The sequence below is a fragment of the Phenylobacterium sp. genome (genome assembly GCF_013911965.1).
In the GTDB taxonomy this organism is placed as follows: Bacteria; Pseudomonadota; Alphaproteobacteria; order Caulobacterales; family Caulobacteraceae; genus Phenylobacterium.
Genome location: NZ_JACESE010000005.1, coordinates 232,643 through 255,251 on the forward strand (window position 1 = coordinate 232,643; position 22,609 = coordinate 255,251).

The following is a 22,609-nucleotide window of genomic DNA, read 5'->3' on the forward strand; positions in this document are numbered from 1 at the left end:
CGCCTTTAGGCGCCTTCGCCCTTGCCGCGCAGCGCGTCGACCTCGGCCCGCAGGGCGGCCACCTCGGCTTTCAGCGCTTCGAACTCCTCGCGACGGATCAGGTCGAGTTCGGCCGCCACGCGGTCGGCCTGCGCCCGGAAGGCCGTACGGGCCTCCTCGCCGGCGGTCTGGGCCATGCCCATGGCCGCTGTGGTCAGCTTGGCGATCTCGTCGAGGAAGGGATTTTGGGTCTGCATATCGGGCTCTGACGCGCGGGAAGGTCCGCCGCGCGTCTCCAATATGGGGCGCCGGGGGATGAATGCGAAGGCCTTCTGGGCTACACAGGCGCCGAATTGGCTGGAGACCTGCGCCGGTGCCCTTCCCTGAATTCGATCCCGTCCTGATCCAGCTCGGCCCCTTCGCCATCCGCTGGTACGCCCTGGCCTACGTGGCCGGCATCATCCTGGGCTGGCGCTACGTCGTCGGGCTGGTGAAGAACGAGCGCCTGTGGGCGCTGCGCGGCCAGCCGGCCACCGTGCCGCAGATCGACGACCTGATCCTGTGGGTGACCATCGGCATCATCGCCGGCGGGCGGCTGGGCTATGTCCTCTTCTACCAGCCGGCCATCCTGTGGACGAACCCGGTCGAGGTGCTGCAGGTCTGGCACGGGGGGATGAGCTTCCACGGCGGAGCGATCGGCGTGGCCATCGCCGTGACCGTCTTCGCCCGCGCCAACGGCATCGACCTCTTCCGGCTGGCCGACCTGGTGGCCGCCTGCGTGCCCATCGGTCTCTTCTTCGGCCGCATCGCCAACTTCATCAACGGCGAGCTGTGGGGCCGGCCCACCGACGCGCCCTGGGGGGTCGTCTTCCCGGGCGCCGGACCCTATCCGCGCCACCCCAGCCAGCTCTACGAGGCGGCGCTGGAGGGGATCGTCCTCTTCGTCATCCTGCGCATCGCCACCCACCGGGCGCTCTGGCTGAACCGCCGCGGGGCGGTGGCGGGCCTCTTCCTGGTCGGCTACGCCTGTTTCCGCACCCTGGTGGAACAGGTGCGCGAGCCCGACGCCTTCCTGCCCAGTTTCCCCGCCGGACTGACCATGGGCATGATGCTCAGCCTGCCCATGCTGCTCGGCGGCGCCTTCCTGGTCTGGCGCGCCCTGCGCGAACCCCTGCCCGCCCTTCCGGCCGCAGAGGCGCCGGCGCCGCAGACCCTGCCCGAGGCGCAGGCGGCCGCCGACGGCGAGGACGATCCCTTCCGCATCCGGCCGCGCCCGGACGCCGATGAGCCTGCGTGAGCGGCTGGCGGCCCAGATCGCCGCCGGCGGGCCGCTGACCCTCGCCCAATACATGACCGCCTGCCTGCACGACCCGCAGGACGGCTACTACGCCACGCGCCCGGCCATCGGCGGGACGGGCGACTTCATCACCGCTCCGGCCGTCAGCCAGATGTTCGGGGAGCTGATCGGCCTCTGGGCGGCTCAGACCTGGCGGGCCATGGGCGAGCCCGCCGCCTTCCGCCTGGTCGAGGCGGGTCCCGGAGACGGGACGCTGATGGAGGACCTGCTGCGCGCCGCCGGGGCCGCGCCCGGGTTCCGCGAGGCGGCCGACCTCTGGCTCATCGAGGCCTCGCCGCCGCTGCGCGCGCGCCAGGCCGAGCGTCTCGCCCACGCCGCGCCGCAGTGGGCCGGCCGACTGGACGACGTTCCTGGCGGAGGTCCGCTGATCCTGGTCGCCAACGAATTCCTCGACTGCCTGCCCGCCCGCCAGTTCGTGCGCACGGAGCGGGGCTGGCGTGAGAAGATGGTCGGCCTGGATGAGGAAGGCCGGCTCGCCTTCGGCCTCTCCGCCCCCCTGCCTCCGCCCTTCGCCGAGGCGGACCTGCCGGTCGGGTCCATCCGCGAGGTCTCGGCCGCCCAGGAGGCCTTCGGCCTGACGCTCGGCGCGCGTCTGGCCGCCGAGGGCGGGGCGGCCCTGCTGATCGACTACGGCTCGGCCCGTCCGGGCGGGGACACCTTTCAGGCCCTCAAGCGCCACGAAAAGGTCGATCCCCTCGCCTTCCCTGGCGAGGCGGACCTCACCGTGCACGCCGACTTCGCCGCCGTGGCCGCCGCCGCCGTCGCGGAAGGCGCGGCGGCGGCGGCCCTGCTGACCCAGGCGCAGTTCCTCGGGCGGATGGGGATCGAGGCCCGCGCCCAGGCCCTGGCCGCCCGCCGGCCGGACCGTGTCGAGACCCTGGGCCGCCAGTTCGACCGACTGACCGCCCAGAACGAGATGGGCGAACTCTTCAAGGTCCTCTGCCTTCATGCGAAGGACCTGTCGCCGCCAGCCTTCGAGGAAGCCCGATGACCGAACCCGCCCCGCTTCCCGTGATCACCTCGCCTCTGCTCGAGGCCGCGGGCGTGCGCCACGCCTTCTTCACGCGCCAGGGCGGGGTTTCGGCCGGGCTCTACGGGTCGCTCAACGTCGGGCCCGGCTCGGAGGATTCGCCCGAGGACGTGGCCGAGAACCGCCGCCGCACGGCCGCCCATTTCGGACTGCCGCCGGAGGCTCTGAACACCTGCCATCAGGTCCACTCGGCCGAGGCTCGGATCGCCGAGCGGCCCTGGGGCGCGGCCCGGCCGGAGGCCGATGCGGTGGTCACCCGCACCCCCGGCCTCATCTGCGGCGCCCTGGCCGCCGATTGCGCGCCGGTGCTTCTGGCCGACCCGGACGCGGGCGTGGTGGGCGCAGCCCATGCCGGCTGGAAGGGCGCGCTCGGCGGCGTCGTGGCCGACGCGGTGGCCAAGATGACCGAGCTCGGCGCCCGGCCGGGACGCATCGTCGCAGCCGTGGGCCCCTGCATCGCCCAGGCCTCCTACGAGGTGGGCGCGGAGTTCCTCGACCGCTTCGCCGCCGCCGACGCGGGCCACGAGCGTTTCTTCCGCTCCGGGGAATCGGCGGGCAAGCACATGTTCGACCTTCCCGGCTTCGTGCTTTCGCGCCTGGCCGCCGCCGGCGTCGCGAACGCCGAGTGGGTGGGGCGCGACACCTGCGCCGAAGCCGACCTCTTCTTCTCCAACCGCCGGGCCTTCAAGCGCGGCGAGGCCGACTACGGCCGGCTGCTGTCGGCCATCGTTCTCTAGACCTGCGTCTGGCGGGATCAGATCGCCGGTCCGTCCTGTCCGTTCGTCCGCGTTTCGTCCGGCGAGAGGCCGCCACTTGCGCGCAACGCGCGCCCGCGAGGGTTGCCCGTGGGGCGCCCGGCGGATAAAGCCCCGCTCAGCGGCGCGGACCAATCTCAGGAGACACCATGAAGCTGATGGCGGGCAACTCGAACCAGGCTCTCGCCCAGGCCGTCTCCGACCACCTCGACATCCCGCTTACGCGGGCCCAGGTGAAACGCTTCGCCGACAACGAGGTCTGGGTGACCATCGACGAGAACGTCCGCGGCGAGGACGTCTTCGTCATCCAGTCGACCAGCTACCCGGCCAACGACAACCTGATGGAGCTCCTGATCTGCATCGATGCGCTCAAGCGCGCCTCGGCCCGGCGGATCACGGCGGTGATGCCCTATTTCGGCTATGCGCGTCAGGACCGGAAGACCGGCGGCCGCACGCCCATCTCGGCCAAGCTGGTGTCGAACCTGATCACCCGCGCCGGCGCCGACCGGGTGCTGACGATGGATCTGCACTCGGGCCAGATCCAGGGCTTCTTCGACATCCCGACCGACAACCTGCTGTCGGCGCCGCTGCTCGCCAACGACATCAAGGCCAATTACGAGAAGCCGGACGAGCTGATGATCGTCTCCCCCGACGTGGGCGGCGTGGTCCGGGCCCTGGCCGTGGCCAGCCGGCTGAACGCCGAACTGGCCATCGTCGACAAGCGCCGCTCCGGCCCCGGCAAGAGCGAGGTGGCCAACATCATCGGTGACGTGGAAGGCCGCCGCTGCGTGCTCTTCGACGACATCATCGACGGCGGCGGCACCCTCTGCAACGCCGCCCAGGCCCTGGTGGACGGCGGCGCCTCGGAGGTCTCGGCCTATGTGACGCACGGCGTGCTCTCGGGCGCGGCGGTGGAGCGGGTCGGCGCCTCGGTGCTGAAGGAGCTGGTCATGACCGACTCTATCGCCGCCCCCGATCGCGCCGCCTCGGCCGACAAGATCCGCTATGTCAGCTGCGCCGGCCTGATCGGCGAAGCCGTGCGCCGGATCGCCAACGAGGAATCGGTCTCCAAGCTCTTCGACTGAGGCCTCACGCGCCCCTCAGGCGGTCGCCCACCAGGCGCCGCCACCCGCCCGCCGTCATCGCCTCGGCGTCGGCCAGCGGCCCTTCGGGGTCGAGCGGCTCGGCCACGGCGGCCAACCGATCGAGCGCGCCGAGTTCCTCCGGCTCATAGAGCCTCAAGCTGCGGCCCGGGCTGCGCAGGCTCTCGATCGCGCCGATGAGCGAACCGCACCGCGTCTCGGCGCGCCGCACCTCGTCCGGCGTCACGCCCAGATGCTCGGCCAGCAGGCCAAGCCGGATGTCTTCGATCACCCCGCGCCGCTCCGCCTCGGCCGGACGTGCGCCGCGGGCGTCGATGACCACGTCGCACTCGCTGTCGAGACCGAGCGAGCGGTTGTTCATATTGGCCGAGCCGACCCGCAGCATCGCATCGTCGACGACGGCGATCTTGGCGTGGACATAGATTTCCGCACCGCCCTCGGTGCAGGGACAATAGAGCCTCAGCCGCTCGCCGCCGGGCCCCTTCTGCAGGTGGTCGAGCAGCCGGGCGCGGGCCGAATCCATCGCCTCGCTCTGCAACCAGCCCTCGGCCGAGCGCGGATGGACGACGACGAACTCCGGCCCGTCCGGCTCGGCCAGCCGCTCGGCCATGGCCTGGGCGATGGCGGGCGAGGCGAAGTACTGGCTTTCGAAATAGCCGAACCGGCGCGCGGCGCCGATCATCTCCAGATGCAGGGCCTCCACCTCGCGCACCTCGGAGCGGACCTCGCAGGCGCCGCGCGTGCGGGCGATGGCCACCTCCACATCGTCGAAGTCGGCCGACAGGCCCCGGGGCCAGAGGTCGCGGCGGCCCGGGGCGGGCGGCGGCAGGTCCTCGCCGGTGGCCAGCCGCCAGCGTTCGCGCGCCAGATCGCCCAGGGCCGCGGCGGCCTCGCCTTCCAGCGCCATGGTGGCGTCGTGCCAGGGCTTCAGCGGCTCGCCGCCGCCCGGCGGGCGCCGGCCGGGCGCGCCGTCGGCATGGTCGCGGGTGTCCCAGCGCCCGATGGTCATGTCGATGCCGCCGCAGAAGGCGAGCTGATCGTCGATCACCAGGATCTTCTCGTGATGGCTGCCGGTCGGCGGATGGGCGCCGTCCAGGCGGAAGCGCACGCGCCCCGAACCCATCCAGCGCAGCAGGCGGAAGATGGTGGTCCCGCGCACGAGGGCCTTCAGCGCCCCCACGTCCCAACGCAGGATGCGGATCTTCAGGTCGGGGCGGTTCTGCGCCAGCCAGGAGATGAAGGGCCCAAGATCGGTGGGGGCGTCGCCGTCCTTCGGCGTCACCTGCCGGTCGAGGCGGACGCGGGTGTCGAAATCCCAGCCCAGCATGAAGATGTCGGAGCGCGCCGCCATCATGGCCCGCCGGGCGGCGGCGAAATAGGTTTCGGCGTCGACGATGAGCCGCGCGCGGGACGCACGGGCGCGGCGCCACGCGCTCAGCGGCGAAGAGGTTTCATCAGGCCCCATGCCCGGCTGTAATGTCCTCGCACGGCGAGGGTTGCACCGCCTGCGCCGCGGGCTCGCTCCCCGCGCGAGGCCCGTGGTAAAGCTTGGTGAACAATAGTTTACGATCTTGGGGCCATGATATCGCCTGATCGGACATGCTATGTTCCAGGCGTACGTGAAGGGGAACAGTCGCCCATGAGGCCGGCCATTCGTATTCGTGGCGCGCTGACCGCGCTCTCGCTCGCCAGCGTCGCCGTGCTCGCGGCTTGCTCCGAGCCGGCGCCCCCGCCGCCGCCGCCGCCGCCGCCGCCCGTGGCGCTGGCGCCCTCCCTGATCGAGCAGGCCAGCGCCTATCGCTACTATATGGAGCGCTCGGCGGCGATTACGCCCGACTTCGAGGACGGCGCCGACATCGCCGAGTCGCTCAAGACCGGCGTCGCCTACGAGCCCGAGCAGTTCCTGCGCGGCGCGGTGGCCTATGGCGCGGTGGCCGCGCTGCAGGATCCGGAATTCGTCGGCGCGATCCGGAAGTACGCCGTCGACCCGACGACCCGCGCCCAGATGATGAACGACATCGTCGCCGACCCCGGCTACGCCGCCACGCTTCCGGGCGCCCGCAGCGCCGCCGGCCTGGTGGTCGCCGCCTACGGCGCCGAGGGCAAGCGCCTGTTCGAGGTGGGCTCGGCGGTCAAGCAGGCCGCCTACGACATCCAGCACTCCAAGTGGTCGAAGAGCGACGTGGAGAACCGCGCCCTGCGTCTCTCCCAGGCCAAGGCGCTGTCGGCCACGCCCATCGTCGGCGAGGTCGAGGAAACCGCGCGCCTGCAGCAGGCCGCCGTCGGCGCCGCGCCCATGGGCCTGAACGGTCAGCCGGCCGAGCCGCCGTACAGCCGCATGGTCGGCCGCAGCCTGGCGGTCGCCGCCCTGGCGGTGCTGGGCGAGGCCGGCGAGAATCGCGCCGACCTGATCAAGGCGGTCATGGCCGAGCCGACCTCGGCCTCGTGTCTGAACATGTCCAAGCTCAACCTCTACCAGTGCCTGGCCGTGTCCAAGCCGCACTATGAGGACGTCTTCTGCCTGGGCCAGCACGCCCTGATGGACACCGGCCAGTGCCTGATGAAGGGTGCGGGCCTGTCGGACACGCCCGTCCAGGTGGCTGAGACGGCCGCCCTGGCCGAGGCCGGCGCGGGCGGCGCGGCGAAATCGCGCTGATCTTCGCCGCCGCCGTTGCATGGCGGCCCAGTTGTGTGTATCTACGCGCACCCTTTTCCGGTCCCTGACGGGATCGCGACCCTCGCCGCGCGGGTTCGCGCGGCGGTTTCGTTTTGAGGCAAGGCTATGGCCGATATCGTTTTGAACGTCGAAGTGCGTGAACAGACCGGGACGGGCGCGGCGCGCGCTGTCCGCCGCGAAGGCAAGGTGCCGGGCGTGCTCTATGGCGGCGACAAGGATCCCGTGGCCATTTCCGTGGCCGCCAACGAGTTCCGCAAGGCGCTCTATACGGGCAAGCTGCTGGGCCACCTCGTGACCCTGAAGTACGGTCAGGAGACCCAGCCGGTCATCGCCAAGGCGATCGACATGCATCCGGTCACCGACGAGCCGTGGCATTTCGACCTGTACCGCGTCGACGAGCACCAGCAGATCAAGATCTCGGTGCCCGTGCACTTCACCAACCACGACGCCTCGCCGGGCCTGAAGCGCGGCGGCACGCTGAACGTCGTGCGCCACGAGGTCGAGCTGTCCTGCCCGGCCGACGCCATTCCCGAAGAGCTGGTCCACGACCTGAGCGGCCTGGAGATCGGCGACACCATCCGCATCTCCAGCATCAAGCTGCCCAAGGGCGTCTCGCCGACCGTCGACCGCGACTTCGTGATCGCGACCGTCGCCGGCACCTCGGCTCAGGCCGCCCAGGACGCGGCCGCCGACGCCGACGCCGCCTCGGCCGCCTCCGCGGCGTCCGAGACCGAGGGCTAAGGCCCTCGCCCGCGCCGGCTAGCCGTCCGCAGCGGAGGGTCGCATGCTGATCCTCGCCGGCCTCGGCAATCCCGGCGCGCGCTATGCGGGCAACCGCCACAATATCGGCTTCATGGCCGTCGACGAGATCGCGCGCCGCTGGAACTTCGGTCCCGAGCGGTCGCGATTTCAGGCCCTGACCCGCGAAGGCGCGATCGAGACCCCGGACGGTCCGGTCAAGGCCCTGATCCTCAAGCCGCAGACCTACTACAACGACAGCGGCAATGCGGTCGGCGCGGCGCTGAAGTTCTTCAAGCTCAAGCCCTCGGACCTGGTCGTCTTCTACGACGAGATCGACCTGGCGCCCGGCCGTTTCCGGATGAAGACCGGCGGCGGCGCCGCCGGCAACAACGGCGTCCGGTCCATCACCGGCCAGATAGGTCCCGACTTCCGCCGCGCCCGCCTGGGCACCGGCCATCCGGGCCACAAGGACCTCGTCCAGGGCCACGTCCTGTCGGACTTCCACAAGGTCGAGCAGGGCTGGGTGTCCGATCTGCTGCGCGCCTGCGCCGACGCCGCCCCCCTGCTGGCCGCGGGCGAGGACGAGAAGTACCAGGCCGAGGTCATGCGCCTGGCCCCCGCCGACAAGGCCGACACCCGCCAGGCCCGTCAGGGCCGCGCCACCCCTTAAGGACAATCCCGCGCCGCTCGGCTAAGAGGGCGCGGCTCCACCTGTGTTTCCGAGGACCCCATGGCCCTGAAAGTCGCCATCGTCGGCCTGCCGAACGTCGGCAAGTCCACCCTGTTCAACGCGCTCACCCAGACGGCGGCGGCCCAGGCGGCCAACTATCCCTTCTGCACCATCGAGCCGAACGTGGGCGACGTGGCCGTGCCCGAGCCGCGGCTGGAGGCCCTGGCGAAGATCGCCGGCTCGAAGGAGATCATCCCCTCGCGCATGAACTTCGTGGACGTGGCCGGCCTGGTGCGCGGCGCCTCCAAGGGCGAAGGCCTGGGCAACCAGTTCCTGGCCAACATCCGCGACTGCGACGCCGTGGCCTTCGTCGCCCGCTGCTTCGAGAACGACGACATCACCCACGTGGAGGGGCGGATCGATCCCCTGTCCGATCTCGACATCATCGAGACCGAGCTGATGCTCGCCGACCTGGAGAGCCTGGAAAAGCGGGTCGTCAATCTCGAGAAGCGCGCCAAGGTCGGCGACAAGGAAAGCGCGGCCACCCTGCGCCTCGTCAAGCTCGCCCTCGACCAGCTGAACGAAGGCCGCCCGGCCCGCGCCGCCAAGATCGACGCCGAGGACGAGAAGGGCTGGCGCATGCTCCAGCTGCTGACCTCCAAGCCCGCCCTCTATGTCTGCAACGTCGACGAGGCCTCCGCCGCCACCGGCAACGAGCTGTCGGAAAAGGTCGCGCAGAAGGCCCGTCAGGACGGCGCCGAGACGGTGGTCATCTCCGCCCAGATCGAAGCCGAGATCGCCCTGCTGGACGCCGAGGAGCGCACCGAGTTCCTGGAGACCCTGGGCCTGGAGGAGCCGGGCCTCAACCGTCTGATCCGCGAGGCCTACAAGCTGCTCGGCCTGCAGAGCTACTTCACGGCCGGCCCGAAGGAGGCGCGGGCCTGGACCATCCCCGTGGGCGCCACGGCGCCGCAGGCCGCGGGCGTGATCCACACCGACTTCGAGAAGGGCTTCATCCGGGCCGAGACCATCGCCTTCGAGGACTATGTGAAGTTCAACGGCGAGGCGGGCGCGCGCGAGGCCGGCAAGCTGCGCCAGGAAGGCAAGGAGTACGTCGTCCACGACGGCGACGTGATGAACTTCCGCTTCAACGTCTAGGTCGGGTTTCAGACCCCTCTGCGCGTCGCCCACGGGCTCGTCCCGAGGATCCCTGACTGCGGTCGGCGCGGGCGGAGGCCGGAACCTGGACGCCACGCCCAGGGTGACGAAGATCCGGGCTGGAGAGCCCCGTTCGCATCTGAAGGGTCGCGGCCCGATCGGCTCAAGCCCCTAGCCGGCGCCGCGCCCGGCGCCCTAGGCTGCAGGCCAAGGGAGACGACCATGGGCGACACCATCACGCTGACCAGCGGCCACGACGGCTTTGCGCTGTCGGCCTATCACGAGGCGCCGTTCACTCCGCGCAAGGGCGGGGTGATCGTGCTGCAGGAGATCTTCGGCATCGACAAGTATGTCCGCGCCGATGTCGAGCGATGGGCCAAGGCCGGCTACGAAGCCGTCGCCCCGGCCATGTTCGACCGCCGCCAGCGCGGCTTCTCCGTCGCCCACGACCAGGAGGGCATCGCCGCGGGCGTCGCCCATGCACGCGCCACGCCGCTGGAGCAGGCCATGGCCGACATCGCCGCGGCCCGCGACTTCCTGACGCCCCGGGGCAAGGTCTGCGTCGTCGGCTACTGTTACGGCGGGTCGCTGGCCTGGCTGGCCGCCTCCAAGGTCGAGGGCCTTGCCGCGGCGTCGAGCTATTACGGCAGCATGGTGCAGGCCAACGCCCACATCCCCCTGCGCTGCCCGACCATCGTCCATCTCGGACACACCGACCCCGGCATCCCGGCCGACGAGGTGGAGAAGGCGGTGAAGGCGCATCACCCGGAGGTTCCGGTCTACATCTACGAAGGCGCCGGCCACGGCTTCAACAACGAGAGCCCGGAGCGCTACCACGAGGAGGCCGCCGACCTCGCCCGCGCGCGCACCCGCGAACTGTTCGAGTCCGCATGAGGGCCGGAGAGACGATCCGCCTGACGAGCCGCGCCGACGGCTTCGTTTTCGAGGCCTACCACGTGCGCCCGACCGACGCGCGGCGCGGCGGGCTCGTCCTGATCCAGGAGATCTTCGGGGTCACCGACCATATCCGCGAGCTGGCCGACGGCTTCGCCGAGGACGGCTATGAAGTGATCGCCCCCTCCTTCTACGACCGCCAGCAGCCGGGCTTCCAGGCGAGTTACGAGGCCGCCGACATGCAGGCCGCCGTCGCCCTCTCCCAGGCCGCGCCGTGGGACCTGGTGGCCAGCGACGCCCAGGCGGCCATCGACGCCCTGGAAGGCCCCGTCTTCGTCGCCGGCTACTGCTGGGGCGGGGCGGCCGCCTGGCTGGTCGCCTGCCGCTGCGACGGCGTGGCGGCGGCCTCCTGCTTCTACGGCCGCAGGATCAGCGAGCTGGTGGAAGAGACGCCCCGCTGCCCGACCATCCTGCACTTCGGCAAGACCGACGCCTCGATCCCGATGGAGCGGATCGACGAGATCCGCGAGCGGCATCCGGACCTTCCCATCTATCTCTATGACGCCGGCCACGGCTTCTTCTCCGACCGGCGCAAGGACCACCAGCCCGACGCCGCGCGCCTGGCCCGCCTGCGCACCCTGCAGGTCTTCACCCGCAACGGCGGCGGCCGCGGCGAAGGGGCGTGAACCCGTCGACGGGGATGTCGGCGGCATAGGCGCTCGTTCGTCCTTGGTCGAGGCGGCGCGCCGCCGTCGGCAACCGGAAGGGACTCCGCGATGAAGGTCACGCAGCATCTTTGGTTCGAGAAGGACATGGCGGCCGCCGTGAGCCTCTACACCTCCCTCATTCCCGGCTCGAAGGTCGTGCGCAGCTCGGCCGTCATGGCCGACAATCCGTCGGGGCCGGCCGGCAGCGTGAGGATGATGAGCTTCACCCTGGGCGACCAGAACTACATGGCCATCGAGGCGGGGCCGCTCGACCCCTTCAACCACGCCTTCTCCATCATGGTGGAGTGTGACACCCAGGCCGAGCTCGACCGCCTGTGGGATGCGCTGAAGGCGGGCGGCGCCGTCGAGCAGTGCGGCTGGCTGCGGGACCGCTGGGGGCTGTCCTGGCAGATCGCGCCGAGGCGCCTGGGCGAACTGATGAGCGACCCCGACCCGCAGGTGGTCCGGCGCGTCACCGAGCAGATGATGCGGATGGTCAAGCTGGACATCGCGCCGCTGGAGGCGGCGGCGAAGGGATCCTAGTCGCCTTCGAAGGCCACCAGGGTCGAGACGGGGACGCCGGCCGCCCGCAGGCGGCCCGCGCCGCCCAGGTCCGGCAGGTCGATGACGAACGCCGCGGCGAGCACCTCGGCGCCGCCCTGTCGGAGGAGGTTCACAGCGGCCAGAGCCGTGCCGCCGGTGGCGATCAGATCGTCGACCAGCATCACTCGCTCGCCCTCCACCACCGCATCGAGATGCACCTCGAGCGCGTCGGAGCCGTATTCCAGGGCGTACTCCACCGACCGCGTCCGGTGGGGCAGCTTGCCCTTCTTGCGCAAAGGGACGAAGCCGGCCGAGAGCTGATGGGCCACGGCGCCGCCGAGAATGAAGCCGCGGGCCTCGATGCCGGCCACCTTGTCGATCTTCAGGCCGGCGAAGGGCTGGACGAGCTCGTCCACGGCGCGGCGGAAGGCGCGGGCGTCGGTCAGCAGGGTGGTGATGTCGCGAAACTGGATCCCCGCCTTGGGGTAGTCTGGAATGGTCCGGATCGCCTTCCGCAGGTCCATTTTCGCGCCGCTCCGTCTTCCGATGCCCAACTCCTTATCGCGCAGCGCCGGCGGCCTTGGCTATGGTCGCCGTCCTGAGGGGGCGACATGGCGCATGGAAGACGGATGAAGACGGTCCTGCCGGCCACGGTCCTGGCCCTCGCGGCCGGGCCCGCGGCCGCGGCCGAGCTGCGCTGCTGGTACGAGCAGGGCGTGCTGGTGGCGCCGGCCGCCGTCGGCCCCGTGGCCGGCGACTTCATCATCGACACCGGCGCCGCGCGGACCGAACTGCACGAGACGCGCGCCATGGGCGAGGGCTATTCCGGCGAGGCCGTAACGCTGGAGGTGCGCGTGGGCGGGATCAGCTTTCCAGAGCGCGAGGTGGCCATCGTCGACCAGGACGCGCGCACCTGGGCCTTTCCGACGCCGATCGCCGGCGTCATCGGCGCCGACGTCCTGCGCCATCTGGTGCTCGAGGCGCAGTTCGAACCCTGTCGCTTGCGGGTCGGACCGCCGTCGCGGCCGCCGGCCGGCGCACCGCCCGCCGCCGTCCTGCCGCTGACCTGGATCGAGGGCCGTCCGACGGTCCGGGCCGCCGTGGCTGACGACCGCAGCGCCTTGGCCGGCCCGATGACCCCTGCGACGGGGCTGGACGCGGCGGTGCGTCTTTCGCCGTCCGCCGCAGAGGTTTCAGGGGCCGCCGAGCCGGGGAAGCTCGGCCCCTACGGACCGGCGCGGGCGGAACTGCGCGCCCTCTCCTTCGCCGGCGTGTTGTTCGAGAGGCTTCCGGCCGGCCTGCTGGCCGAGGGGGACGCCGCCCGCCTTGGCGCTGTGGGGCCCGCGGTCCTGGCCCGCTGGCGGCTGCGCTTCGACTTCCCCGCCGGGCGGCTGGAGCTCTATCCGCCGGACGCCCCATAGCAGAAGGGCCCGCCGGATCGCTCCGGCGGGCCCTCTGGTTCCGTGGCTGACGCGCCGCCCTAGTGGGCGACGTTGCGCCAGATGCGGCGGTAGCTGGCGTAGAGCACGCCGGCGAACAGCACGAGATAGATCATCGCGCCGAAGCCGAACGCCTTGCGCTCTTCCATCTTGGGCTCCGAGGCCCAGGTCAGGAAGGCGGCCACGTCCTTGGCCTGTTGCTCGATGGTGGACGGCGTGCCGTCGTCGAAGGTCACCTTGTCCGGCGCCAGCTGCGGCGGCATGGCGATGAAGCCGCCGGGCGGGACGTGGCCTTCGCCGGTCCAGTAGGCGGTCAGATCGCCGGCCATATAGGGGTTGTAGTACTGGCCCGGGCTGACCTGCAGGCCGGCCGGCGGGTCCTGGTAGCCCGACAGCAGCGAGTAGACGTACTGCGGCCCGTGGTGGCGCGCCTTGGTGATCACCGACAGGTCCGGCGGCAGGGCGCCGCCATTGCCCGCCCGCGCCGCCGCCTCGTTGGGGTACGGGTTGGGGAAGCGGTCGGCCGAGGTGCCGGGACGCTGGATGACGTCGCCGGTCTCGGAGTCGATGTCGTTGATCTGGTACTCGGCCGCGATGGCCTTCACGTACGGGTTGTCGTTCGGGTTCGGATACTCCGGATCATAGAAGGGACCGCCCTTCTGACCGAGGTTCCGGAACGACATCAGGTTCATCGAGTGGCAGGCCGAGCAGACCTCGCGATAGACCTTGTAGCCGCGCTGCAGCTGGGCCTGGTCGAACTTGCCGAACGGGCCTTCGAAGCTGAACTCGACATGCTTGGGCGCCTTGGCGCCGCCGGCGGCGAGAGCCGGACCGGCGACGAGGGCGAGGCCGAGGGCGGCCAGGGCGATACCTTTACGCAGCATCTTGGGCTCAACCCTTCATTTCAGGCGCGGCGGTCGCGCCGGCGGGCGCAGCGCCCGGATGCGACAGGACCGGGGTGGAGATCGATTCCGGCTGGGGCAGCGGCTTCTCGATCAGGCCGAGGAGCGGCAGCACCACCAGGAAGTAGCCGAAGTAGTAGAGGGTGGCGAAGCGCGACAGCCAGACGAAGCTGTTCAGGTCCGCGTCGATCAGGGTGAAGGTCGACAGGCCCGGGATCACCGGATCGTCCGGCAGCTTGGCGCCGCAGTAGCCCAGCACCAGGCAGGCCAGCAGGAAGATCAGGAAGTACAGCTTGCCCATCGGGCGATAGCGCATGGACCGCACCTTGGAGGTGTCGAGCCAGGGCAGGACGAACAGCACCGCGATGGCGCCGAACATCAGGATCACGCCGCCCAGCTTGTCGGGCACCGCGCGCAGGATCGCGTAGAACGGCAGGAAGTACCATTCGGGCACGATGTGCGCCGGCGTCACCAGCGGGTTGCCGGGGATGTAGTTGTCGGCGTGGCCCAGCGCGTTCGGATTGTAGAACACGAAGGTCGCGAAGAGGATCAGGAAGACCACGATCGCGAAGCCGTCCTTCACCGTATAGTACGGATGGAAGGGCACGGTGTCGGCCTTGGACTTCACGTTCACGCCGGTCGGGTTGTTGTTGCCCGGGACGTGCAGGGCCCAGATGTGCAGGCCCACCACGCCGGCGATCATGAACGGCAGCAGGAAGTGCAGCGAGAAGAAGCGGTTGAGCGTCGGGTTGTCGACCGCGAAGCCGCCCCACAGCCAGGTGGTGATCGCCTCGCCCACGACCGGCAGGGCGCCGAACAGGTTGGTGATCACGACCGCGCCATGGAAGCTCATCTGACCCCAGGGCAGGACATAGCCCATGAAGGCCGTCGCCATCATCAGCAGGTAGATGATGCAGCCCAGGATCCACAGCACTTCGCGGGGCGCCTTGTAGGAGCCGTAGTAGAGGCCGCGGACGATGTGGATGTAGACCGCGATGAAGAACATCGAGGCCCCGTTGGCGTGCATGTAGCGCACGAGCCAGCCGTAGTTCACGTCGCGCATGATGCGCTCGACCGAGGCGAAGGCGTGGTCGACGTGAGGCACATAGTGCATGGCCAGCACGACGCCGGTCACGATCTGAATGCCCAGGCACACGGCCAGGATGCCGCCGAAGGTCCACCAGTAGTTGAGGTTCTTCGGGGTCGGGTAGTCGATCATGCTGTCCCAGCCCAAGCGGATCAGGGGCAGGCGCATGTCGAGCCAGCGTTCGAAGCCCGTCTTGGGCTCGTAGGTGGAATGTCCGCTCATCGGTGTCAGCCCACCTTGACCGTAGTGTCGGAGAGGAACTCGTAGTCCGGCACGACGAGGTTCGTGGGCGCGGGGCCCTTACGAATCCGGCCGGACGTGTCGTAGTGCGAGCCGTGGCAGGGGCAGAACCAGCCGCCGAAGTCGCCGCCGCCGAAGGTCGGCACGCAGCCCAGGTGCGTGCAGGTGCCGATGAGCACCAGCCACTCGGCCTTGCCGGGCTTGTGACGGTCTTCGTCGCGCTGCGGATCGCGCAGGTCGGCGTTGTCGTCGGCGACCGCCTCGGCGATCTCCTTCTCCGTCCGCTTGCGGATGAAGAGCGGCTTGCCGCGCCACTTGATGGTGACCTGCTGGCCCAGCTCCACCTTGGTGAGGTCGAACTCCACCGAGGCCAGAGCCAGCGTGTCCGCCGAAGGGTTCATCTGATCGATGAACGGCCAGGCCAGGGCGCCCACGGCGCCGACCGCGGCCGCGCCTGCGGCGATGTGGATGAAGTCGCGCCGGTTCGGGTCTTCGCCCGCGGCGTGAGGATCGGGATTTTCGCCCACGACGGTGTCAGCCACCTTTAAGCTACCCTTCGGTTGGGGCCGCGACCGCAAGGACCGCCACCCGTTCGGACGCTCACGGCCAATACCGCGACGCCCCGCCTTCGACCTCGCCAGAAGCTCTGGTAAGGCCTTGTTCGGAACCCATACAGGGGCAGGAGAATTTTCGCACGCGCAGCCTTGCGACACTGTCGCGGCCGCAACTTGCGATTCGTCTCACGCCCCAGCCAATCCCGTGGCTGGATCGCTTAGAATGCGTTTGGCGCTTTTTCAACCGGACATTCCGCAAAACGTGGGCGCGGCTCTTCGTCTCGCCGCCTGCCTCGATGTCGACCTGGAGGTGATCGAACCCTGCGGCTTCCCGCTAAGCGATAAGGCGGTGCGGCGCGCGGCGCTCGATTATGGCCGTCTGGCGCGGTGGACGCGGCGGGCGAGCTTCGAGGACTTCCTGGCCGCGCCCGAGCGCGCGGAGGGCCGGCTGATCCTCTTCACGACGCGCGGCGCCGAGCCGCTGCACAGCGTCGCCTTCCAGGCGGGCGACACCCTGATCTTCGGACGCGAGAGCAGCGGAGCGCCGGAGGAGGTCCACGCCGCCGCCCAGGCGCGGGTCTATATCCCCCTGCATCCGGACGCGCGTTCGCTGAACCTGACCGTCTCGGCGGCGATCGGCCTTTCGGAAGCGTTGCGCCAGACCGGCGGATTCCCTAAGCCCAGGACGCCATGACCGACACCGCCGTGCTTGAAGCCTGGAACACCCGCGCCCGCGCCTGGTTCGACGACCTGCGCGACCGCATCGTCGCCGAATTCGAGGCTATGGAGCGCGAGGCGCCCGACGACCTCTATCCCGGCGCGCCCGGGCGTTTCGAACTGACGCCCTGGGACCGCCCGGCCGGCGGCGGCGGCGTCATGGGCTTCATGAAGGGCGGCCGCTTCTTCGAGAAGTGCGGCGTCCACATCAGCCTGGTGCACGGCAAGTTCAGCCCGGAAATGGCCGCCACCATGCCCGGCGCCGACAAGGATCCCAGCTTCACGGCCACGGGCATCAGCCTGATCGCCCACATGCGCAATCCGCACGTGCCGGCCGTGCACATGAACACCCGCTTCCTCGCCACCAGCCAGAGCTGGTTCGGCGGCGGCGCCGACCTGACCCCCACCCAGGACTATCAGCGCAATCAGGAGAATCCGGACGCCGTCGCCTTCCACGCGGCCATGAAGGCCGCCTGCGACGCCCACGATCCGGCCTGGTACGCCCCCTACAAGGCGCGCTGCGACGAGTACTTCTTCCTGCCCCACCGCAACGAGCCCCGCGGCATCGGCGGGATCTTCTACGACCATCACAATTCCGGCGACTGGGAGCGCGACTTCGCCTTCACCCAGGACGTCGGGCGCGCCTTCCTGGACGTCTATCCGAGGATCGCCCGCGGCCGCATGGCGACCCCGTGGAGCGAAGCCGACCGGCAGGAGCAGCTGGTCCGCCGCGGCCGTTATGTCGAGTTCAACCTGCTCTACGACCGCGGCACGATGTTCGGTCTGAAGACGGGCGGCAACATCACCTCCATCCTGTCCTCCATGCCGCCGATGGTCAGCTGGCCCTGATCCCGGCGTCGGGCCGTTTGCCCCGGGAGGCTTGGCTGTGCGAGGGTGGCGCATGCGAAACCTGACGCTTACCCTCGCGGCCGCCGCCCTGCTGGCGGCCTGCGGTCCGCAGCAGCCGGCGGAGACCGAGCCGGCCGCCCCCGCCCCCGCCGTCGAGAGCGCCGCCGTCGTCGGCCCCGTCCTGATCACCTTCTCCGAAGCCGGCGCCGGCGAGATCGACGCCGCCACGCCGCTGACCGTCGAGGCGGTGGAGAGCCGCTTCCCGGCCGCCACGGTGGAGAAGCAGACCATCGAGGGCGACGGCGTCTACGAACAGATCACGGTGCGCCGCGAGGACGGCCTGGCGCTCGACCTGATGCCCGGGGGAGATCCGGCCGTGGTCGGCGTCATCCGCGGCCATGGCGGCCCGGTCGTCGGCCCTGGCGGAGAGCAGCTGGGCGCGAGCTGGGCGGAGCTGGACTTCGATCCCGCCGCCTGCGTGCGCGGGATGGAAACGCTGTCGGGCACGCTGATCTGCTACCGCCAGGGCGCGCCGCAGCTGGGCTATGTGTTCGACCTGCCGAACTGGCAGGGAGCGGACGACGCCATGCCCGACGGCGCCTTTCTGGAGTCCAACGCCCGGCTGAGCGCCTTCCTCTGGACCGCTTCGGCGGCCTGACCCTCAGGCGGGCAGGCTTGCGATCAGGAGGTCCCGCGCCGCATCGGCGGCGGCGGGATCGGGATTGGCGGCCTCGGCCTCGATGCCGGCCACCAGCAGGGCCGCGAGCGCACTGGCGCAGACGATCATCAGTTTGACGGGGCGATTCTTCACCGGCCAGCTCCTGTGGGGACGCCCAGGCGCCCGCCTTGCAGAAAACGACGTGACGCTCAGAGCGTTGCGAGGAAAGCGTTGATCCAGCCGGCGACGCGGCGCGAGTCGTCAGGCGCCTCGTAGGAGGCGACGGCGGCGTCGGCCTGCTCATCGGAATAGCGGCTGCCGCGGCGCGCCTCGATCAGGGCGCGAGCATAGGCCGGCTCGAACTCCGGGTGGAGCTGGATGGAGAAGGCCGGCTGATCGCCATAGGCGAGCATGCCGAAAGGCGTGAAGGCGCTGGCCGCCACGATCCTCGCCCCCGGCGGCGGGACCTCCACCTGGTCCTGATGCGAGGCGGCGAGCGCGATGGGCGCGGCCCCGTCCATCCATGGCTGGGGCTCGGCCACCTCATAGGCCTGCAGCCCCACGCCCCAGCCCTTGGGCGACTTGATCACCTGGCCGCCGAAGGCCTCGGCCATGACCTGGTGGCCGAAACAGACCCCGACCAGCCCGGCCCGGCCCTTGGCGGCCTGCAGGAAGCCCTTCAGCGCGCCGATCCAGGGCAGCGGGTCGTAGACGCCGGCCGACGAACCGGTGACGAGATAGGCCAGGCAGTCCTCCGGACGCGCCGGCAGCTCCCCCGCCTCCACGTCGAAGACGGCGTACTCGTAGCGGTCCTCGCCCAGGAGGCGACGGAACATGTCGGGATAGCCGCCGAAGGTCGCCGCCAGGGGCTCCGGCGGCGCCCCGGTCTTCAGGATGCCGAGCCGCCTCAATAGGCCATGCCCTGGGCGACCGCCTTCAGCTTCTCGATGGCCGAGAACTTGTCGTCGATGAAGTCGTGGTCGATCCACCAGTCCTCCACCTCGCGCAGCACCTGGCCGACCATCGGCCCCTTGGGCACGCCGGCATGGACCACGTCTTCCCCCGTCAGCGGGAAGGGCGGCGGCGCCCAGCTCTGGCCGAGCGCGATCAGGCCGCGCCACTGCGGCGCCGTCGCCGTGCGGTTGTCGGCGGCCCAGGCGAGCTTCACCCGGTCGGCGAAGGCCTCGGCGCCCAGCGCATAGACGCCGCGGCGCGATTCCCGCGGGCTCATCCAGCTCGTGATGCGCAGGTCTTGCCCTTTCGCGGCGATCAGCCGGTCGCGCTGGGCGTTGGAGAGCCGCAGCCGCTCGGCGGCCTTGCCGGTTCCCACCTGGTCGGCGGGCATGAGCGCGGCCAGCCGCAGCAGCGGATCGCATTCGAAGAGCAGCTCGTTCTCGATGGCCACGAGCCCTTCGAACTGGGCCAGGTCCTGGCCGCCCGGCAGGATCGTCTCCAGGACGCCGGTCTTGGCCATCAGGCGCAAGGCCGGAACCGGATCGTCGGCCGCCAGCAGCTTCAGAAGCTCCTTCGAGACCCGCTCGCCCGGGCGGTCCTGCAGCATGTCGCGCCCGGCTTCGCAGGCGGCGAGCGCGGCGGCGTCGGCCTCGCCCTTCCCGTACCAGGCGTAGAAGCGGAAGAAGCGCAGGATGCGCAGATAGTCCTCGGCGATGCGGGTGGCCGGATCGCCGACGAAGACGATGCGGCCGGCCTTGCCGTCGGCGAGGCCCGAGCCCGTGGGATCGTGGATCGTCCCGTCCCGGCTGGCGTAGAGGGCGTTCAGCGTGAAGTCCCGCCGCTGGGCGTCCTCGCTCCAGTCGGTGGAGAAGGCCACCACCGCACGGCGGCCGTCGGTCTCCACGTCGCGGCGCAGGGTGGTGATTTCGAAGGGCTTTCCCTGGGCGACGGCCGTGATCGTGCCGTGTTCGGCGCCGGTGGGCACGGCCTTCAGCCCCGCCGCCGTCAGGGCCTCGGTGACCTCCTCGGGGGTCAGCGTGGTGGCGATGTCGATGTCGTCGACCGGTCGTCCCATCAGGGCGTTGCGGACCGAGCCGCCGACGAAGCGGGCGCAGTCGGCGCCGCCCTTGGCCTCCAGGGCGTCCAGCACCGCCCGCGTGGCGGGCGCGCTCATCCAGGGTCTCTCGCCCAGGCTCTCGCTCATGGCGTCGGCGTTTCCTTCTTCTCGAAATGGCCGGGCGAAACGCGCCCGCCCTCCCCCACTTCCGCCGGCACGTAGGTCTGGCCGCGGTTGTCCGATTGGAACACGGCGCTCGCCATCAGCGAAAGGCCAAACAGCACCGCCCCGGCCGCCGCCAGCCAGGCCCAGGGGGTGGCGCCCATCTCCCGCCCGTTGCGTCGGGCCCAGGCGCTCCAGACGAACCAGACCACGAAGGGCGCGGCGATCAGGGCCGAGCGGATGAGGAAGACCCTAAGCAACCGCGCCTCCGTAGAGCCGGTCGTAGAGGGCGCGCAGCATGCCGGCCGTCGCCCCCCAGATGAAGCGCTCCTCATGCGTCATGGCGTAGAAGCGCCGCCTCTGGCCGTTGAACTCCCGCTCGTGCTCCTCGTGGTTCGTCGGGTCCATCAGGAAGCCGAAGGGCGTCTCGAAGACATCGGCGACCTCGTCCGGATTGGGGGAGAGCTGGAAGCCCGGTTCGATGAAGCCGACGACGGGCGTCACCAGATAGCCCGTGCCGGTGCGGTAGGGGGTGGCGAGCCCGCCCAGCGTGATGAAGTCGCGCGAGAGCCCGACCTCCTCCTCGGTTTCGCGCAGCGCCGTCTCCCAGATCGTCTCGCCCGGGTCGCGGCGGCCGCCCGGAAAGGCGATCTGGCCGGTGTGGCGCCGCAGGGTGTCAGCCCGGCGCGTCAGCAGGACCGAGACCCCCTCCTCCCGCCCGATCAGGCCCACCAGCACGGCGGCGGGCGTCAGCGGCGGCCCTTCGTGATTGAGGCGGTCGGGGCGCAGGTCGAAATCGGACTGGATGACGCCGTCGACGGGATCGCGGTCTTCGAGGGGGTCGAGGCGCTGGACGATCCACTCCCGCAACTGGCCCAGCGGCGCGGCGGGGCTCACGGGCGGGGCGCCTCCGGCTCGAGCGGGAACCAGGCGCCGGCCGACTCCACCCCGGCCACGCCGTCGCGCATCTGCGCCATGTCCGCCAGTTCGTAGAAGACCGGGCGCAGGATCAGCGCCTCAAGACCGCGTCGGACATGGACGTACGGACGCGGCTCGCCCGTCCCGGGATCGGTCTCGACGCGGATCGGATTGTCGGGGCCGGCGACGGTCACGTCGCCGACATTGGTGGTGAAGCGCAGCACGGCCTGGCCCTCGGCGTCCCGGGCGGCCTCGACGGCGACGGCGGTGAAGGGGGCGTCCTCCACCTTGATCCTCATCTTCTCCACCGGCGTGACGAGCCAGTAGCCGTCCTCGTCCTTGCGCAGGATGGTGGAGAAGAGGCGCACCAGCGCCGCGCGGCCGATCACCGCGCCTTCGTGGGTCCAGCTTCCGTCGGGGCGGATGACGATGTCGATCTCGCCGGCGTGGGTCGGGTTCCACAGGTGCACGGGCGGCAGGCCGCGGCCGGGCGCCTGCTTGGCGCCGTCGGCGAGGCGGTCGAGATCGGGCTTGGCGGTCACTTCGGCCATGGCGGGAAGGTAGGCGCGCCCGCGGGCCCTCTCAAGTTCCCGCTACGGCGCCCTGCAGCGGTCCGCCGTCCAGCGCCCGGCCGCCGTCGGGGGCGAGCGGCTTCAGCAGCAGGCGGGCGCGGTCGACCGGCCCGGGCATGAGGATCGCCCCCGTCGGCGCGGCCGAGAAGCCCAGCTTGCCGAAGAAGGGCGGATCGCCGACCAGCAGGATGGCGCGATAGCCGGCCTGCGCCGCCGCGGCGCAGGCGGCCTCCACCAGGCGCGCGCCCAGGCCGAAGCGCCGCATGGGCGCGGCCACGGCCAGGGGTCCCAGGAAGATCAGCGGCGTCTCGCCGATGCGGATTTCCGACTGGCGCACGCAGCCCACCAGGCGGCCGGACTCCTCGGCGCAGAAGGAGAGGTCCGGGCGCAGGGGCGCAAACTCCCGCACCCGCTCCGAAGCCTTGGCGAAGCGGCCGGGCCCGAAGGCGTGGTCCAGCAGGGCCTCGATATCGGCGGCGTCGGCGGCGGTCTCGCGCCGGATGAGGGGCGCGGCGGCGGGCGTCGGGTTCAGGGCGGAGTCCTCGGGCGCGAGGACGAAGGCGGCGGTCATGGGCGTCTGGGCTCGGCGAGTCGGGGCAGGGAAACGCCCGACGCGCAGCCTCGGCGTCGAGCAGGTTTCAGTGGGCGCGTCGCGCGCACCCGCGTCGTCGCAGCGCACGCATGGCGCCCTCGCGGTCAGCCTCGGAGCTCACGGCCCGAAGGGCGCGCCGATAAGGCCCGCGCGCGGGCGCGTCAATAGCCTCCACCTTCGCCGTTGCGGGGCGAAACGGCGCAGGCCAAGTTGCGCCCCCCATGTCCGACACGCCCGCCTCAGAGCCGCCCCCCTCCGCCCGCGCCCTCCTGGGGGAGCGGGACTATCTGCTGT

At 70.8% G+C, this 22,609-nt stretch carries 27 protein-coding genes and 1 pseudogene; 15 read left to right on the forward strand and 13 right to left on the reverse strand.

The genetic code is table 11. The annotated features are described in order from the left end of the window. Nucleotides 1-5: 5 nt before the first annotated feature. Complete coding sequence (locus H2041_RS07435) at nt 6-236, reverse strand: accessory factor UbiK family protein (protein ID WP_293411085.1); 231 nt, start codon at nt 234-236, stop codon at nt 6-8. A 116-nt stretch (nt 237-352) separates the two neighbouring features. On the opposite strand from H2041_RS07435, the pseudogene lgt reads away from it, so the two are divergent. The 4 genes and pseudogenes from lgt to H2041_RS07455 form a co-directional block, all read left to right on the forward strand. After that, a pseudogene (lgt, locus tag H2041_RS07440) lies at nt 353-1,159 on the forward strand (prolipoprotein diacylglyceryl transferase); the annotation flags it as partial. A gap of 103 nt (nt 1,160-1,262) precedes the next feature. Continuing rightward, nucleotides 1,263-2,327 carry an SAM-dependent methyltransferase gene (locus tag H2041_RS07445; protein WP_293411088.1) on the forward strand — a complete coding sequence of 355 codons (1,065 nt, stop codon included), beginning with the start codon at nt 1,263-1,265 and terminating at the stop codon, nt 2,325-2,327. Next, nucleotides 2,324-3,103 carry a peptidoglycan editing factor PgeF gene (gene pgeF, locus H2041_RS07450; protein WP_293411089.1) on the forward strand — a complete coding sequence of 260 codons (780 nt, stop codon included), beginning with the start codon at nt 2,324-2,326 and terminating at the stop codon, nt 3,101-3,103. Before H2041_RS07445 ends, pgeF begins: the two co-directional genes overlap by 4 nt. 167 nt (nt 3,104-3,270) lie before the next feature. After that, nucleotides 3,271-4,206 carry a ribose-phosphate pyrophosphokinase gene (locus tag H2041_RS07455; protein WP_293411092.1) on the forward strand — a complete coding sequence of 312 codons (936 nt, stop codon included), beginning with the start codon at nt 3,271-3,273 and terminating at the stop codon, nt 4,204-4,206. Between the two features lie 4 nt (nt 4,207-4,210). Here H2041_RS07455 and H2041_RS07460 read toward each other — a convergent pair whose 3' ends face one another. Continuing rightward, the gene (locus H2041_RS07460) at nt 4,211-5,689 is read right to left on the reverse strand and encodes a phospholipase D-like domain-containing protein (RefSeq protein ID WP_293411095.1); all 1,479 of its coding nucleotides are present in this window, start codon (nt 5,687-5,689) and stop codon (nt 4,211-4,213) included. Nucleotides 5,690-5,863: 174 nt separating this feature from the next. On the opposite strand from H2041_RS07460, the gene H2041_RS07465 reads away from it, so the two are divergent. From H2041_RS07465 to H2041_RS07495, 7 genes are all read left to right on the forward strand, one after another. Further along, nucleotides 5,864-6,880: a hypothetical protein gene (locus tag H2041_RS07465; RefSeq protein WP_293411098.1), complete on the forward strand. Its 1,017-nt coding sequence runs from the start codon at nt 5,864-5,866 to the stop codon at nt 6,878-6,880. 126 nt (nt 6,881-7,006) lie between these two features. Next, nucleotides 7,007-7,642 (forward strand): 50S ribosomal protein L25/general stress protein Ctc, encoded by a 636-nt coding sequence (locus H2041_RS07470; protein ID WP_293411101.1) that lies wholly within the window; start codon nt 7,007-7,009, stop codon nt 7,640-7,642. A gap of 43 nt (nt 7,643-7,685) precedes the next feature. Then, entirely contained in the window at nt 7,686-8,312 is a 627-nt protein-coding gene (gene pth, locus H2041_RS07475; protein WP_293411104.1) for an aminoacyl-tRNA hydrolase, read from the forward strand. A gap of 60 nt (nt 8,313-8,372) precedes the next feature. After that, on the forward strand, nt 8,373-9,470 hold the full coding sequence (gene ychF, locus H2041_RS07480; RefSeq protein WP_293411107.1) for a redox-regulated ATPase YchF: 1,098 nt from the start codon (nt 8,373-8,375) through the stop codon (nt 9,468-9,470). Nucleotides 9,471-9,692: 222 nt separating this feature from the next. Next, a complete protein-coding gene (locus H2041_RS07485; RefSeq protein ID WP_293411110.1) occupies nt 9,693-10,364 on the forward strand; it encodes a dienelactone hydrolase family protein in 672 nt (223 codons plus the stop codon). After that, entirely contained in the window at nt 10,361-11,050 is a 690-nt protein-coding gene (locus H2041_RS07490; protein ID WP_293411112.1) for a dienelactone hydrolase family protein, read from the forward strand. Before H2041_RS07485 ends, H2041_RS07490 begins: the two co-directional genes overlap by 4 nt. Nucleotides 11,051-11,140: 90 nt before the next feature. Beyond that, a complete protein-coding gene (locus tag H2041_RS07495) occupies nt 11,141-11,614 on the forward strand; it encodes a VOC family protein (RefSeq protein ID WP_293411115.1) in 474 nt (157 codons plus the stop codon). Here H2041_RS07495 and H2041_RS07500 read toward each other — a convergent pair. Next, a complete protein-coding gene (locus tag H2041_RS07500) occupies nt 11,611-12,138 on the reverse strand; it encodes an adenine phosphoribosyltransferase (protein ID WP_293411118.1) in 528 nt (175 codons plus the stop codon). The genes H2041_RS07495 and H2041_RS07500 overlap by 4 nt on opposite strands. 105 nt (nt 12,139-12,243) lie before the next feature. Between H2041_RS07500 and H2041_RS07505 the strand changes: the two genes are divergently transcribed. Continuing rightward, complete coding sequence (locus H2041_RS07505) at nt 12,244-13,035, forward strand: hypothetical protein (protein ID WP_293411120.1); 792 nt, start codon at nt 12,244-12,246, stop codon at nt 13,033-13,035. A 59-nt stretch (nt 13,036-13,094) separates the two neighbouring features. On the opposite strand, the gene H2041_RS07510 is transcribed toward H2041_RS07505, so the two are convergent. Genes H2041_RS07510 through petA form a run of 3 tightly spaced genes read right to left on the reverse strand, consistent with a single transcriptional unit; the run spans nt 13,095 to nt 15,824 of the window. Beyond that, the gene (locus H2041_RS07510) at nt 13,095-13,937 is read right to left on the reverse strand and encodes a cytochrome c1 (RefSeq protein ID WP_293411123.1); all 843 of its coding nucleotides are present in this window, start codon (nt 13,935-13,937) and stop codon (nt 13,095-13,097) included. Between the two features lie 7 nt (nt 13,938-13,944). Then, complete coding sequence (locus H2041_RS07515) at nt 13,945-15,264, reverse strand: cytochrome b/b6 (RefSeq protein WP_293411125.1); 1,320 nt, start codon at nt 15,262-15,264, stop codon at nt 13,945-13,947. Nucleotides 15,265-15,269: 5 nt separating this feature from the next. After that, the gene (gene petA / locus H2041_RS07520) at nt 15,270-15,824 is read right to left on the reverse strand and encodes a ubiquinol-cytochrome c reductase iron-sulfur subunit (RefSeq protein WP_293411127.1); all 555 of its coding nucleotides are present in this window, start codon (nt 15,822-15,824) and stop codon (nt 15,270-15,272) included. Nucleotides 15,825-16,059: 235 nt separating this feature from the next. Here petA and H2041_RS07525 point away from each other — a divergent pair, with 235 nt between their 5' ends. The 3 genes from H2041_RS07525 to H2041_RS07535 are packed head-to-tail and all read left to right on the forward strand — an operon-like array spanning nt 16,060 to nt 18,060. After that, on the forward strand, nt 16,060-16,530 hold the full coding sequence (locus H2041_RS07525; RefSeq protein ID WP_293411129.1) for a tRNA (cytidine(34)-2'-O)-methyltransferase: 471 nt from the start codon (nt 16,060-16,062) through the stop codon (nt 16,528-16,530). Beyond that, on the forward strand, nt 16,527-17,402 hold the full coding sequence (gene hemF / locus H2041_RS07530) for an oxygen-dependent coproporphyrinogen oxidase (protein ID WP_293411131.1): 876 nt from the start codon (nt 16,527-16,529) through the stop codon (nt 17,400-17,402). The genes H2041_RS07525 and hemF overlap by 4 nt, the downstream gene beginning before the upstream one ends. Before the next feature lie 52 nt (nt 17,403-17,454). Next, a complete protein-coding gene (locus tag H2041_RS07535) occupies nt 17,455-18,060 on the forward strand; it encodes a DUF1131 family protein (RefSeq protein WP_293411133.1) in 606 nt (201 codons plus the stop codon). A 3-nt stretch (nt 18,061-18,063) separates the two neighbouring features. On the opposite strand, the gene H2041_RS07540 is transcribed toward H2041_RS07535, so the two are convergent. Genes H2041_RS07540 through H2041_RS07570 form a run of 7 tightly spaced genes read right to left on the reverse strand, consistent with a single transcriptional unit; the run spans nt 18,064 to nt 22,294 of the window. After that, nucleotides 18,064-18,213 (reverse strand): hypothetical protein, encoded by a 150-nt coding sequence (locus H2041_RS07540; RefSeq protein WP_293411135.1) that lies wholly within the window; start codon nt 18,211-18,213, stop codon nt 18,064-18,066. A gap of 56 nt (nt 18,214-18,269) precedes the next feature. After that, nucleotides 18,270-18,971, reverse strand: a complete 702-nt coding sequence (locus H2041_RS07545; RefSeq protein ID WP_293411137.1) for a type 1 glutamine amidotransferase — start codon at nt 18,969-18,971, stop codon at nt 18,270-18,272. After that, nucleotides 18,968-20,218 carry a CCA tRNA nucleotidyltransferase gene (locus H2041_RS07550; RefSeq protein WP_293411139.1) on the reverse strand — a complete coding sequence of 417 codons (1,251 nt, stop codon included), beginning with the start codon at nt 20,216-20,218 and terminating at the stop codon, nt 18,968-18,970. The genes H2041_RS07545 and H2041_RS07550 overlap by 4 nt, the downstream gene beginning before the upstream one ends. Continuing rightward, nucleotides 20,215-20,493, reverse strand: a complete 279-nt coding sequence (locus H2041_RS07555) for a hypothetical protein (RefSeq protein WP_293411141.1) — start codon at nt 20,491-20,493, stop codon at nt 20,215-20,217. The genes H2041_RS07550 and H2041_RS07555 overlap by 4 nt, the downstream gene beginning before the upstream one ends. Then, nucleotides 20,486-21,130, reverse strand: a complete 645-nt coding sequence (locus H2041_RS07560; RefSeq protein WP_293411143.1) for a CoA pyrophosphatase — start codon at nt 21,128-21,130, stop codon at nt 20,486-20,488. The genes H2041_RS07555 and H2041_RS07560 overlap by 8 nt, the downstream gene beginning before the upstream one ends. Next, complete coding sequence (locus H2041_RS07565) at nt 21,127-21,702, reverse strand: DUF1285 domain-containing protein (protein WP_293411145.1); 576 nt, start codon at nt 21,700-21,702, stop codon at nt 21,127-21,129. The genes H2041_RS07560 and H2041_RS07565 overlap by 4 nt, the downstream gene beginning before the upstream one ends. A 31-nt stretch (nt 21,703-21,733) precedes the next feature. Beyond that, nucleotides 21,734-22,294 carry a GNAT family N-acetyltransferase gene (locus tag H2041_RS07570; protein ID WP_293411147.1) on the reverse strand — a complete coding sequence of 187 codons (561 nt, stop codon included), beginning with the start codon at nt 22,292-22,294 and terminating at the stop codon, nt 21,734-21,736. Between the last annotated feature and the right edge of the window lie 315 nt (nt 22,295-22,609).

What these genes read in the sequence shown, in the direction of transcription:
- H2041_RS07435 (WP_293411085.1), bottom strand. Translation starts at nt 236, where the DNA reads ATGCAGACCCAAAATCCCTTCCTCGACGAGATCGCCAAGCTGACCACA.
- H2041_RS07445 (WP_293411088.1), top strand. Translation starts at nt 1,263, where the DNA reads ATGAGCCTGCGTGAGCGGCTGGCGGCCCAGATCGCCGCCGGCGGGCCG.
- pgeF (WP_293411089.1), top strand. Translation starts at nt 2,324, where the DNA reads ATGACCGAACCCGCCCCGCTTCCCGTGATCACCTCGCCTCTGCTCGAG.
- H2041_RS07455 (WP_293411092.1), top strand. Translation starts at nt 3,271, where the DNA reads ATGAAGCTGATGGCGGGCAACTCGAACCAGGCTCTCGCCCAGGCCGTC.
- H2041_RS07460 (WP_293411095.1), bottom strand. Translation starts at nt 5,689, where the DNA reads ATGGGGCCTGATGAAACCTCTTCGCCGCTGAGCGCGTGGCGCCGCGCC.
- H2041_RS07465 (WP_293411098.1), top strand. Translation starts at nt 5,864, where the DNA reads ATGAGGCCGGCCATTCGTATTCGTGGCGCGCTGACCGCGCTCTCGCTC.
- H2041_RS07470 (WP_293411101.1), top strand. Translation starts at nt 7,007, where the DNA reads ATGGCCGATATCGTTTTGAACGTCGAAGTGCGTGAACAGACCGGGACG.
- pth (WP_293411104.1), top strand. Translation starts at nt 7,686, where the DNA reads ATGCTGATCCTCGCCGGCCTCGGCAATCCCGGCGCGCGCTATGCGGGC.
- ychF (WP_293411107.1), top strand. Translation starts at nt 8,373, where the DNA reads ATGGCCCTGAAAGTCGCCATCGTCGGCCTGCCGAACGTCGGCAAGTCC.
- H2041_RS07485 (WP_293411110.1), top strand. Translation starts at nt 9,693, where the DNA reads ATGGGCGACACCATCACGCTGACCAGCGGCCACGACGGCTTTGCGCTG.
- H2041_RS07490 (WP_293411112.1), top strand. Translation starts at nt 10,361, where the DNA reads ATGAGGGCCGGAGAGACGATCCGCCTGACGAGCCGCGCCGACGGCTTC.
- H2041_RS07495 (WP_293411115.1), top strand. Translation starts at nt 11,141, where the DNA reads ATGAAGGTCACGCAGCATCTTTGGTTCGAGAAGGACATGGCGGCCGCC.
- H2041_RS07500 (WP_293411118.1), bottom strand. Translation starts at nt 12,138, where the DNA reads ATGGACCTGCGGAAGGCGATCCGGACCATTCCAGACTACCCCAAGGCG.
- H2041_RS07505 (WP_293411120.1), top strand. Translation starts at nt 12,244, where the DNA reads ATGAAGACGGTCCTGCCGGCCACGGTCCTGGCCCTCGCGGCCGGGCCC.
- H2041_RS07510 (WP_293411123.1), bottom strand. Translation starts at nt 13,937, where the DNA reads ATGCTGCGTAAAGGTATCGCCCTGGCCGCCCTCGGCCTCGCCCTCGTC.
- H2041_RS07515 (WP_293411125.1), bottom strand. Translation starts at nt 15,264, where the DNA reads ATGAGCGGACATTCCACCTACGAGCCCAAGACGGGCTTCGAACGCTGG.
- H2041_RS07525 (WP_293411129.1), top strand. Translation starts at nt 16,060, where the DNA reads ATGCGTTTGGCGCTTTTTCAACCGGACATTCCGCAAAACGTGGGCGCG.
- hemF (WP_293411131.1), top strand. Translation starts at nt 16,527, where the DNA reads ATGACCGACACCGCCGTGCTTGAAGCCTGGAACACCCGCGCCCGCGCC.
- H2041_RS07535 (WP_293411133.1), top strand. Translation starts at nt 17,455, where the DNA reads ATGCGAAACCTGACGCTTACCCTCGCGGCCGCCGCCCTGCTGGCGGCC.
- H2041_RS07550 (WP_293411139.1), bottom strand. Translation starts at nt 20,218, where the DNA reads ATGAGCGAGAGCCTGGGCGAGAGACCCTGGATGAGCGCGCCCGCCACG.
- H2041_RS07565 (WP_293411145.1), bottom strand. Translation starts at nt 21,702, where the DNA reads ATGGCCGAAGTGACCGCCAAGCCCGATCTCGACCGCCTCGCCGACGGC.
- H2041_RS07570 (WP_293411147.1), bottom strand. Translation starts at nt 22,294, where the DNA reads ATGACCGCCGCCTTCGTCCTCGCGCCCGAGGACTCCGCCCTGAACCCG.